At 74.4% G+C, this 10,777-nt stretch carries 7 protein-coding genes; all 7 read right to left on the bottom strand.

The window, feature by feature from the left end; translation table 11 throughout:
- Nucleotides 1-283: flavodoxin-dependent (E)-4-hydroxy-3-methylbut-2-enyl-diphosphate synthase (locus I5Q34_RS07005; RefSeq protein WP_199891263.1), on the bottom strand; the 283-nt coding region annotated here is incomplete at its 3' end.
- A 171-nt stretch (nucleotides 284-454) separates the two neighbouring features.
- Nucleotides 455-1,756, bottom strand: a complete 1,302-nt coding sequence (locus tag I5Q34_RS07000) for an RIP metalloprotease (RefSeq protein WP_199891262.1) — start codon at nucleotides 1,754-1,756, stop codon at nucleotides 455-457.
- A complete protein-coding gene (dxr, locus tag I5Q34_RS06995) occupies nucleotides 1,753-3,012 on the bottom strand; it encodes a 1-deoxy-D-xylulose-5-phosphate reductoisomerase (RefSeq protein ID WP_199891261.1) in 1,260 nt (419 codons plus the stop codon). The genes I5Q34_RS07000 and dxr overlap by 4 nt, the downstream gene beginning before the upstream one ends.
- 219 nt (nucleotides 3,013-3,231) lie before the next feature.
- Nucleotides 3,232-5,166: an acyl-CoA dehydrogenase family protein gene (locus I5Q34_RS06990; protein WP_199891260.1), complete on the bottom strand. Its 1,935-nt coding sequence runs from the start codon at nucleotides 5,164-5,166 to the stop codon at nucleotides 3,232-3,234.
- Nucleotides 5,167-5,315: 149 nt separating this feature from the next.
- On the bottom strand, nucleotides 5,316-6,770 hold the full coding sequence (locus I5Q34_RS06985) for an aldehyde dehydrogenase family protein (protein WP_199891259.1): 1,455 nt from the start codon (nucleotides 6,768-6,770) through the stop codon (nucleotides 5,316-5,318).
- A gap of 257 nt (nucleotides 6,771-7,027) precedes the next feature.
- On the bottom strand, nucleotides 7,028-8,626 hold the full coding sequence (locus I5Q34_RS06980) for a PucR family transcriptional regulator (protein ID WP_199891258.1): 1,599 nt from the start codon (nucleotides 8,624-8,626) through the stop codon (nucleotides 7,028-7,030).
- A gap of 90 nt (nucleotides 8,627-8,716) precedes the next feature.
- Nucleotides 8,717-10,777, bottom strand: a 2,061-nt coding sequence (locus I5Q34_RS06975; RefSeq protein ID WP_234428460.1) for an ATP-binding protein, incomplete at its 5' end; no start/stop codon positions are given.

Here is a 10,777-nt window from a genome sequence, read left to right as displayed (position 1 = left end):
CCGCGATCACCGGAATCTGCGACTTCGCCGCGATCACCTTCAACGCGTCCGCGTCGTCCTGTGTCGGACACGCCACCCGCACGATCTGGCAGCCCGACGCCGTCAGCTCCGCGATCTGCTGCAACGTCGCGCCGATGTCCGACGTCCGCGTCGTCGTCATCGACTGCACCGACACAGGGGCGTCGCCTCCGACGGCCACGGAACCGACCTGGATCTTGCGGCTGACCCTGCGGTCGGCGAGCTTGGTCGGAACGGAAGGCATTCCCAGCGAAATCGCAGTCATCTGGCGAGCAACCCCAAGGTCTGAATCATGGTCCCGAGATCGGCGGGCTCCGGCATCCGAGGTTACGGCAAGCGATCCCCCCGAGGCACATCACGCCTCGAACACCACGCGAACAACGGGCGGCCGGACACGGTGCGTGTCCGGCCGCCCTGGTTCGCGTTCCCGCCCGGGTCAGGTCAGGCGCACGGGGTTGACCACGTCGGCGACGAGGACGAGCAGCGTGAAGCAGATGAAGACGCCCGCCACGACATAGGCGACCGGCATCAGCTTGGCCACGTCGAAGGGGCCCGGGTCGGGCCGGCGGAAGACCTTGGCGACGCCCCGCCGCAGCGATTCCCACAGCGCCCCGGCGATGTGCCCGCCGTCCAGCGGGAGCAGCGGCAGCATGTTGAACAGGAACAGCGACAGGTTGAAGCCCGCCAGCAGGAGCAGCATCGTCGCGATCTGCTGGGACGGCGGGATGTCGAGGTTGAACACCTCTCCGCCGACCCGGGCGGCGCCGACGACGCCCATCGGGGAGTCGGCCTTGCGCTCGCCGCCGTCGAAGGCCGCGTTCCACAGGTCGGGGACCTTGGCGGGCAGGCTGACCAGCGACTCGACGCCGGACTGGACCATGTCGCCCATGCGGTCCACGGACTGTCCGAAGGACTGCGGGACGACGCCGCGGGCGGGCGCGAAGCCCAGGAAGCCGGCCGTGACGTACTCGCCGCGGATCGGGTTGCCCTTGGCGTCGTACTTCTGGACCTGGTTCTTGATCAGGTCGGCGTGCAGGTCGACGCGCCTGCCGTCGCGCTCGACGGTGATCGTCGCCGGGCCGGTGGTCCTGCGGATGTCCTGCTGGATCGTCTTCCAGTCCGGCGTCGGCTCGCCGTTGAAGGCGACGATCTTGTCCTTGGGCTTGAGGCCCGCCGCGTTGGCCGGGGACTTCGGAGCGTCCTTGGGGCAGGTGTCGGTGGCGGACGACGCCTTGACCACGCAGTCCTGGACGGAGCTGACCTGGGTGGTCTCGGTGCTGATGCCGAAGGTCATCAGGATGCCGAGGAACAGCGACACGGCCAGCACCAGGTTCATGAACGGCCCGGCGAACATCACGATCACGCGCTTCCACGGCTTGCGCGTGTAGAACATCCGCGTCTCGTCGCCCGGCTGGAGCTCCTCGAACGCCGCCGACCGGGCGTCCTCGATCATTCCGCGCCAGGGCGAGGTGGACCGGGCCGCGATCTTCCCGTCCTCGCCGGGCGGGAACATGCCGATCATGCGGATGTAGCCGCCCAGCGGGACGGCCTTGATGCCGTACTCGGTGTCGCCCTTCTTCCGCGAGAACAGCGTCGGGCCGAAGCCGACCATGTACTGCGGGACCCGGATGCCGAACAGCTTGGCCGTGGAGAGGTGGCCCAGCTCGTGCCAGGCGATGGAGAAGAGCAGTCCCACCACGAAGACGACTATCCCGAGGACGGTCATCAGTGTCGTCATGCGCGGGCCTCCGAGGTCGTTCCGGCCGTACGGGCCGCCAGTTCACGGGCCCGGGCGCGGGCCCAGGCCTCCGCCTCCAGGACGTCCGGGAGCGTGAGGGAAGTTCCCGCGGCGGGGGTGCCGTGCTCCGCGACGACCTCGGCGACGGTGTCCACGATGCCATTGAACGGCAGGGCGCCGGCGAGGAACGCGTCCACGCACTCCTCGTTCGCGGCGTTGAACACGGCCGGCGCGGTGCCGCCCAGGGTGCCCACGTGCCGGGCCAGGGCGACGGAGGGGAACGCCTCCTCGTCCAGCGGGAAGAACTCCCAGGTCGAGGCCTTCGACCAGTCGAAGGCCTCAGCGGCGTCCGGCACCCGATCCGGCCAGCCCAGGCCGATCGCGATCGGCCCGCGCATGTCCGGCGGGGTCGCCTGGGCGAGGGTGGAGCCGTCCGTGAATTCCACCATCGAGTGCACGTAGGACTGCGGGTGGACGACGACCTCGATCCGGTCGAAGGGGACGTCATAAAGCAGATGGGCCTCGATCACCTCCAGGCCCTTGTTGACCAGGGTCGCCGAGTTGACGGTGATCACCGGGCCCATCGACCAGGTCGGGTGCGCCAGCGCGTCCGCCGGGGTCACCGCCGCCAGCTCGTCCTTCGTCCGGCCGCGGAACGGGCCGCCGGAGGCGGTGACCACCAGCTTGCGGACCTCGGACCGGGCCCCGCCCAGCAGCGCCTGGAACAGCGCGGCGTGCTCGGAGTCCACCGGGACGATCTGCCCCGGCTTGGCCACGGCCTTCACCAGCGGGCCGCCGACGATCAGCGACTCCTTGTTCGCCAGGGCCAGCGACCGGCCGGCTTCCAGGGCGGCCAGGGTCGGGGCCAGGCCGATCGACCCCGTGATGCCGTTGAGCACGGTGTGGCACTCACCGGCGGCCAGCTCCGTGGCCGCGTCCGGTCCGGCGAGGATCTCCGGCAGCGGCTCGCTCCCGTAGCGCTGTCCGAGGGCCTCGCGCAGCGCGGGCGCCTTGTCCGCCCGGGCGATGCCGACCCGGGCCACCCTCAGCCGGTGCGCCTGCTCCGCGAGCAGCTCGACCCGGCCGCCCGCGGCGGACAGGGCCGTCACCCTGAAGCGCCCCGGGTTGCGGAGCACGAGGTCGATGGCCTGGGTGCCGATCGAGCCGGTGGAGCCGAGGATGACGATCTCGCGCGGGGTGCCCGGGGGGAGGGGGGCGGAATAGCGCAGATGCGGGTCAGCGAGGGAGTCGGTCATCCCCCTATTGTTGCCGCACGGCCGACCCTGCCGGGCGCGCGGTGGGATTCTCGCGCCGGACGGGCTGTTCAGCCCGTCCGGCGTTTGAGGACTCCGCCCGAAGGGCGGACGGGGTCCGGGGTCTCCCCGGGAAACGGAGAAAGTGGGGGTGCCCCCTCTGGGGGAGGGACCGGGGCACAGCCGCCCGCAGGGCGAACCCGCACCCCGCCCCGCCGCTGCTCAGTCGATCGGCCGGTGGACGTTCTCCGTCTTCGACGGGCCCGGGGTCGCGTCCGCGATCCAGGGGCCGTCCCCGCTCGGGTCGAGGATGCCGGCCTCGAGCCACTCGTACGAGCCCGCCATCACCCGCCCCACCACCTTCCGGTCCACCCCGTCCGTGTTCGTCCACAGCCGGGCGAACAGCTCGTCCGCCCGCACCCGCGCCTGCCGGCAGAACGCGTCCGCGAGCTCGTACGCCGCCGTCCCATGCGCGCCCTCCGCGCGCAGCCGTTCGGCCCGCACGCAGGCGGCGCTCATCGCGAAGAGCTCGGCCCCGATGTCCACCACCCGCCCCAGGAAGCCCTGCTTGGTCTCCAGCCGTCCCTGCCAGCGCGACATGGCGTAGAACGTGGAGCGCGCGAGCCGGCGCGCGGAGCGTTCGACGTAGCGAAGGTGCCCGGAGAGGTCGCGGCACCCGGCCGGGTGGAACTCGCCGTAGCTGGTCGGCAGTTGGCCCGGACCGGCGACCAGCTTCGGCAGCCAGCGGGCGTAGAAGCCGCCGGCCCGCGCACCCGCCCTGGCCTTGTCGCCCAGGGACTTGTCGGGGTCGATGAGGTCGCCGGCGACGGACAGGTGGGCGTCCACCGCCTCGCGGGCGATGAGCAGATGCATGATCTCCGTGGAGCCCTCGAAGATCCGGTTGATGCGCGCGTCGCGCAGCATCTGCTCGGCGGGGACGGCCCGTTCGCCGCGCGCGGCCAGCGACGCCGCGCTCTCGTAGCCGCGGCCGCCGCGGATCTGGACGAGTTCGTCGGTCATCAGCCAGGCCATCTCGCTGCCGTAGAGCTTGGCGAGGGCCGCCTCGATGCGGATGTCGTTGCGGTCCTCGTCGGCCATCTGGCTGGAGAGGTCGAGGATCGCCTCCAGGGCGAAGGTCGTGGCGGCGATGAAGGAGATCTTCGAGCCCACGGCCTCGTGCCGGGCGATGGACTTGCCCCACTGCTCCCTCGCCGCGGACCACTCGCGGGAGATCTTCAGGCACCACTTGCCGGCGGCGACGCACATGGCGGGGATGGACAGCCGTCCGGTGTTCAGCGTGGTCAGGGCGATCTTCAGCCCGGCGCCCTCGGGGCCGATCCGGTGGGCGGCCGGCACCCGCACCTGGTGGAGGCGGGTGACGCCGTTCTCGATGCCGCGCAGGCCCATGAACGCGTTGCGGTTCTCGACGGTGACGCCCTCGGCCGCCGCCTCGACGACGAAGGCCGTGATGCCGCCCTTGTGGCCCTCGCTCCTCGGCACCCGGGCCATGACGACCAGCAGGTCGGCGACCACGCCGTTGGTCGTCCAGAGCTTGACGCCGTCGAGGACGTAGTCGTCGCCGTCGGGCACGGCGGAGGTGGCCAGCCGCGCCGGGTCGGAGCCGACGTCCGGCTCGGTGAGGAGGAAGGCCGAGATGTCGGTGCGGGCGCAGCGCGGCAGGAAGAGGTCCTTCTGCTCCTGGGTGCCGAAGAGCTTGACCGGCTGGGGGACGCCGATGGACTGGTGGGCGGAGAGCAGCGCGCCCACGACGGGGCTGACGGAGCCCACCAGGGTCAGGGCCTTGTTGTAGTACACCTGGGTGAGACCGAGGCCGCCGTACTTGACGTCGATCTTCATCCCGAGGGCGCCGAGCTCCTTGAGCCCGCGCACGGTCTCGTCGGGGATGCGGGCCTCGCGCTCGATGCGGGCGCTGTCGATCCGCGTCTCGCAGAAGTCGCGCAGCCGGGCGAGGAACTCCTCGCCGCGCCGCACGTCCTCCGGTGCGGGGGTCGGGTACGGGTGGATCAGGTCGAGCCGGAACCTGCCGAGGAAGAGCTCCTTGGCGAAGCTGGGCTTCTTCCAGCCCTGCTCGCGGGCCGCCTCGGCGACCTGGCGGGCTTCTCGCTCGGAGACCGGCCGTACGGATGGTGCGGACATGTGGCACCTCGCCGCTCGAGTCGTGGCGTCGTCCCGGTCGCTACCGACCGGTGCTACCCGTCCGTATGTACCCGATCCGGACGGCCTCTACCAGACCGCGCGCACGGTTCCGGCCCCGGCGGAGTGCCGCCGGGGCCGGAACCCGGGCCTCAGAGCGCCAGGCCGGTCAGGACCAGCACCCGCTCGTAGGTGTAGTCGTCCATGGCGTAGCGCACGCCCTCGCGGCCCACGCCGGACTGCTTGGCGCCGCCGTAGGGCATCTGGTCGGCGCGGTAGGACGGGACGTCGCCGATGACCACGCCGCCGGTCTCCAGCGCGCGGTGCGCGCGGAAGGCGGTCTGCAGGTCATGGGTGAACACGCCCGCCTGGAGGCCGTACGGCGAGTCGTTGACGGCGGCGAAGGCGGCCTCCTCGCCGTCGGTCTCGGAGAGGGTCAGGACCGGGCCGAAGACCTCCTCGCAGGCGATGGTCACGCCGGCGGGGACGTCGGCCAGGACGGTCGGGGCGTAGGTCGCGCCCTCCCGCTTGCCGCCCGTGAGGAGCTTCGCCCCGGCGGCGACGGCCTCGTCCACCCAGGACTCGACGCGCCGGGCGGCGTCCTCGCTGACCAGCGGGCCGACGTCGGTGGCGGCGTCCGACGGGTCGCCGGTGACCTGGGCCTCGACGGCCGCGACGACCTTGGGCACCAGGCGCTCGTAGAGCGACGCGTCGGCGATGACGCGCTGCACGGAGATGCAGGACTGGCCGCCCTGGTAGTTGGAGAAGGTCGCGATGCGCTGCGCGGCCCACTCCAGGTCCGCCTCGGAGGACCAGTCGGCGAGGACGACGGCCGCGCCGTTGCCGCCCAGCTCCAGCGTGACGTGCTTGCGCGGGGCGGAGTCGAGGATCGACCAGCCGACGGGGCCGGAGCCGGTGAAGGAGATGACCGGCAGCCGCTCGTCCTGGACGAGCGCGGGCATGCGGTCGTTGGGGACGGTCAGCACGCTCCACGAGCCTGCGGGCAGCTCGGTCTCGGCCAGCAGCTCGCCGAGGACGAGGGAGGAGAGCGGGGTCGCGGGGGCCGGCTTGAGGATGATCGGGGCGCCCACGGCGATGGCGGGCGCGACCTTGTGCGCGGCCAGGTTGAGCGGGAAGTTGAAGGGCGCGATGCCCAGCACGACGCCGCGCGGGAAGCGGCGGGTGAGGGCGAGGCGGCCGGTGGAGCCGGGGTCGGTGTCCAGGCGCTGGGCGTCACCGGCGTTGAAGCGGCGGGCCTCCTCGGCGGCCCAGCGGAACACGGAGACCGCGCGGCCGACCTCGCCCCGGGCCCACTTGATCGGCTTGCCGTTCTCGGCGGAGATCAGCTGGGCGATCTCCTCGGTGCGCTCCGTGAGGCGCTCGGCGACGTGGTCGAGGGCGGCGGTCCGCACGTGGGCGGGCGTGGCGGCGAACTCCTCGCGCACGGCGTGCGCGGCGGCGACGGCCTCCTCGACCTGCGCCTCGGTCGGCACGCCGACCGTGCCGACGAGCCGGCCGTCCCAGGAGTTGTGGACGTCGAAGGACTCCTCGCCGGTGGCCTTGCGGCCGGCCAGCCAGAAGGCGTGCGGAGCGGGGGAAGAGGTCATGGGCCCGGCCCTTCCGGAGTGGTGAATGTTCGCCCTCACGGTAGGGGGTTGGGGGTGGGGGGCTGTTTGTCCGTGGTGGAGCGGTGGGGAGCGGTGGCGCGCCGGATCGGCGCGGTGGGGAGTTTGCCCCTGTCCCGCCCTTTCACCGTTTCCCGGGGAGACCCCGGACCCCGTCCGCCCTTCGGGCGCGAACGCGGCGCAGCCGCGTTGCCACGCGCGGAGCGCGCGAGAAACGGTGAAAGGGCGGGTCCGGGGCGCTACTCCCCCGCCCCCCCGGGGGACGACGCCTTCAGCGCCAGCCACAGCTCCATCCGCACGTCCGGATCGTCCAGCGACCGCCCCAGGATCTCCTCCACCCGCCGCATCCGGTAGCGCAGCGTGTGCCGGTGGACGCCCAGGTCGGCGGCGGCCGCGTCCCACTGGCCGTGGCGGGAGAGCCAGGCCCGCAGCGAGGCGACCAGGTCACCGCGTCCGGTGGCGTCGTGGGCGCGCAGGGCGCGCAGCAGCCCGTCCGCGAAGGCCCGGACCGCGTCGTCCGCGAGGAGCGGCAGGACGGACCCGGCCGCCACGTCCTCGTGCTCGACCAGCACGCGCCCGCGCCGCCGCGCGACGGCGAGCGCCTGCTCGGCCTGGCGGTGGGCGGCCGCGGTCGCGGCCGGCCCGGCGGGCGCGGACAGCCCGAGCACCACCCCGGCCCCCGCCTCGGCGAGCTCCGCGCAGGCGGCCACCGCCGCGCCCCCGTCCGGCGCGAGGACGACGAGGCGCTCCCCGTCGGGGACGGCGAGCACGGCCTCCGCCGCCCGGCTCGCCGCGGTCTCCACCGCCTCGGCCAGCCCGCCCAGCGGATCGCCCACCGGTTCCTCGCCCTCCGGCACGGGCGCGGCCCGGGCCACCAGCACCCGGAACGGCGCGTCGAGCAGCGCGCCGTACAGCTCGCCGGCGACGTCCCGCGCGTGCTCCGCCTGGCCGGACAGCAGCATCCGCAGGACCGCCGCGCCCAGCCGCTGCTCCGCCCGGTGCAGGGCGCGGGAGCGCTCGGTGGTGAGGGTGAGGAGGGCGACGGCGGAGTTGACGGCGTAGCGCTCGGACGTGCCCAGCGGCGCGCCGGTGCCGACGGCGAGGACGATGGGGGTACCTCCCGTGCCGTTAAGGCGACGGGGGAGGGCGCGCCGGCCGGTGCCCAGGGACTGGAGCTCGACGCGGTCCTCGCCCTCCTCGGGGGCGACGACGGCGCTGGCGGGGGCGGACCGGTCGCGCAGCCGCTCGACCTGGGCGCCGAGGCGGGACGCGCGGCGGGTCGCCCAGTCGGGGGCGGCGGCCACGACCGCGCCGGAGGCGTCGTACAGGGCGGCCCACCCGTCGAGGTACGCGGCGAGCCGGGCGAGCACCCCGGCGGGTCCGTCCGCCCCGAGGGCGGCCCGGGTCAGTTCCCGCTGGGCCTCGAAGCCCGCGGTGACGGCCCGGTACTGCTCGGCGGCGATGGCCGCCGAGACGGCCTTGCTGATGGCGATGAAGGGGGTGCGGCGGGGCACCTCCAGCAGCGGGAGGCCCGCTTCCGCCGCGGCCTCGACGAGCGCGGACGGCGTCCGCTCGTAGTTGACGCCCACCGCGAAGCCGAGGCCGACCACCCCGGCCCGCACCAGCCGCCGGACGTAGGGCCGCACCGTGCCCGGATCCGCCGCGTCGATCTTCATGGCGGTGGTCAGCAGCAGTTCGCCGCCCTCCATCCACGGCACGGGGTCGGCCAGTTCGCTGACGTGGGCCCAGCGGACGGGTGTGTCCAGCCGGTCCCCGCCCGCGAGCACGGTCAGCTTGAGCGCGGAGTGGTGGGCGAGCGACGCGAGGGTGGGAGGCATGGTCCTTGGGATCCTGACACCGCCGTCCCGTATGAACGGCTGTCGCCAATTCTGCCTCAGTGGCGTAAACGCCGGTAAGGCGTACCCCCCTCACCTGCGCAGATCCACCAGCACCGGCGGCGCGGCCGTACCCCCCACCGACGTCACGGAGAGCACCGCGTGCCCCGGCGGGACGGCGTGCGCCAGCTCGGAGGCGGACCAGCGCTCGCGCTCGACCGTGCGGACGGTGACGGACTGGGCGGTGACCGCGCGGCCGCTGATCAGCCGGCGCAGGACGTGCATGGTCCGGGAGAACGGGTCGTGGGCGACGACCTGACGGTCCGTCACGTCCCGGGTCTCCACCCACTCCTTGCCCCAGACCTCGGCGAACAGCGCCCCGTCCCACGTCGTCACCCCGGAGAAGGCCATCCGGCAGCCGACCGAGCCGAGCAGCGGGCCGCGCAGGGCCTCGGGAACGTCGTCGAGCGTCCGCAGGGCGAGGACGGCGCCCGCGTGGGCGGAGCGCAGGCGCTGCAGCCCGCGGACGGACTCGAAGGTGACGGCCGAGGTGGCGTCGTCGAGGACGAGGCAGGCGAACAGCGACCGGTCCGCGCGGCTCGCCGCGCACTCCGTGAACTGCGCGAGGACCAGCCGGGCGAGCATCCGCGACGCCTCCGCGTGGCCGCGCTCGGGCAGGTCGACGCGGACGCGCAGCGGGTGTTCGAGGGTGCGCAGGGAGAAGGTGCGCCCGGGGTGTGTGGTGTCGAAGAAGCCCGCGAAGGCGGGCCGGTCCAGCAGCGCGAGCCGGTCGGCGAGCAGCGGGGCCACGTCGCCCGGGCGCCCGGCCTGCCGCTCGCGGGCGTCGAGCTCGCGCAGCAGCCCGTCCTGGCCGCCGGCCGTCAGCGCGGCGCGCAGCGCGCCGAGCGCGCCGGGGTCGCCGTCGAGGAGCTCGCGCAGCCCGGGGACGGAGGGGAAGCGGCCGTGGGCGGCCCGGTAGGGGCCGAGGAGCTGGGCGAGGGCGGTGGCGGCGCGGCGGCCGTCGGCTCCGGGCCGCGTCCCGGCGAGGTCGCCGACGAGGCCCTCGGCGAGGACCCCGGCGGCTTCGTCCGGGTCGTCGGTGCCGCCGTAGAGGTCGAGGTCGTACTCCGAGTCGGGGCGGCCGATCTTCACCACGACGTCGAAGGCGCCGTCCGGCGCCAGGTCCGCGCCCGCCGCGCCGACCGCGACCACGGCCGCCCGCCCGGCCAGGGCCTGGAGGCAGAGCGATTCGAGGACGGGCCGCACCAGGCGGTCCGTCTTGCCGCTGCCGGGCGGGCCGACGGCCAGCAGGGACGTGCCCAGCAGCCCCGGGCCGAGGGCGCAGCCCGTGCCGCGGTGCGCGTAAGGATTGCGGCGGTCGTCGGCGGCGGTGCCGATCCGCACCTGCCGGGCGACCAGGTCGTGCCGGGCGGTGCGGACGGCCAGGTCGCGGGCGCCCGAGGGGTGCGGGCAGGCGGCGGCGCCGTGCCGCAGGACGGTGTCGGTGAAGGCGGCGAGCCGGCCGGGGCGCGTCGTGGCGGCCTCCCAGGCGCGCTCGACGCGGGCGTGGTCGACGTCGTTCATCAGCCCGGCGCGGGCGTCGGCGGCGAGCCGGTCGGCGGCGTCGTGCGCCCCGGCGGCGCGCAGCCGGGGCCACTCGGCCGGATCCTCCCGGGGCGCGGGCGCGGCGGGCGGCGGCTCGCCCCCGTCGTCCCAGAGGCGGCGCACCAGGGGCGCGCCCCAGCGGCGCCAGACCTCGGGCCAGCGCCCGAGGCGGCCGAAGAAGAACAGCAGGAGGGCGGCGGTCAGCGCGTAGTAGCCGTACGAGAGGACGACGAAGGTCATGCCGCTGCGCCAGGACTCGGCGGTGAAGTTGAACAGGGGCCACATCCACAGCCCGCCGAGGAAGCTGTTCCACAGCAGCGACCACAGCAGCCAGCAGGACAGCAGCGCGATCAGCGCGCCGCCTAGCAGCTGCCGGGCGGGCGCCCGGACCGGCTCCTCGGCGGGCCTGGGCCGGTGGGCGAAGGCCCACACGCCCGGCGCCGCCTGCGGGCGCGGGGTGCGCAGCCAGGCGAGGAAGGGGGCCCCGGGCGGTCCGTCCGGGGCGGGGGCGCCCTCCCCCTGGGTCCCCGCGCCGCCGGCCGTGGGGAC

This window comes from Streptomyces sp. AV19 (assembly GCF_015999245.1).
GTDB lineage: Bacteria > Actinomycetota > Actinomycetes > Streptomycetales > Streptomycetaceae > Streptomyces.
This window is presented reverse-complemented; position numbering and strand designations above follow the sequence as displayed.

What these genes read in the sequence shown, in the direction of transcription:
- I5Q34_RS07000 (WP_199891262.1), bottom strand. Translation starts at nt 1,756, where the DNA reads ATGACGACACTGATGACCGTCCTCGGGATAGTCGTCTTCGTGGTGGGA.
- dxr (WP_199891261.1), bottom strand. Translation starts at nt 3,012, where the DNA reads ATGACCGACTCCCTCGCTGACCCGCATCTGCGCTATTCCGCCCCCCTC.
- I5Q34_RS06990 (WP_199891260.1), bottom strand. Translation starts at nt 5,166, where the DNA reads ATGTCCGCACCATCCGTACGGCCGGTCTCCGAGCGAGAAGCCCGCCAG.
- I5Q34_RS06985 (WP_199891259.1), bottom strand. Translation starts at nt 6,770, where the DNA reads ATGACCTCTTCCCCCGCTCCGCACGCCTTCTGGCTGGCCGGCCGCAAG.
- I5Q34_RS06980 (WP_199891258.1), bottom strand. Translation starts at nt 8,626, where the DNA reads ATGCCTCCCACCCTCGCGTCGCTCGCCCACCACTCCGCGCTCAAGCTG.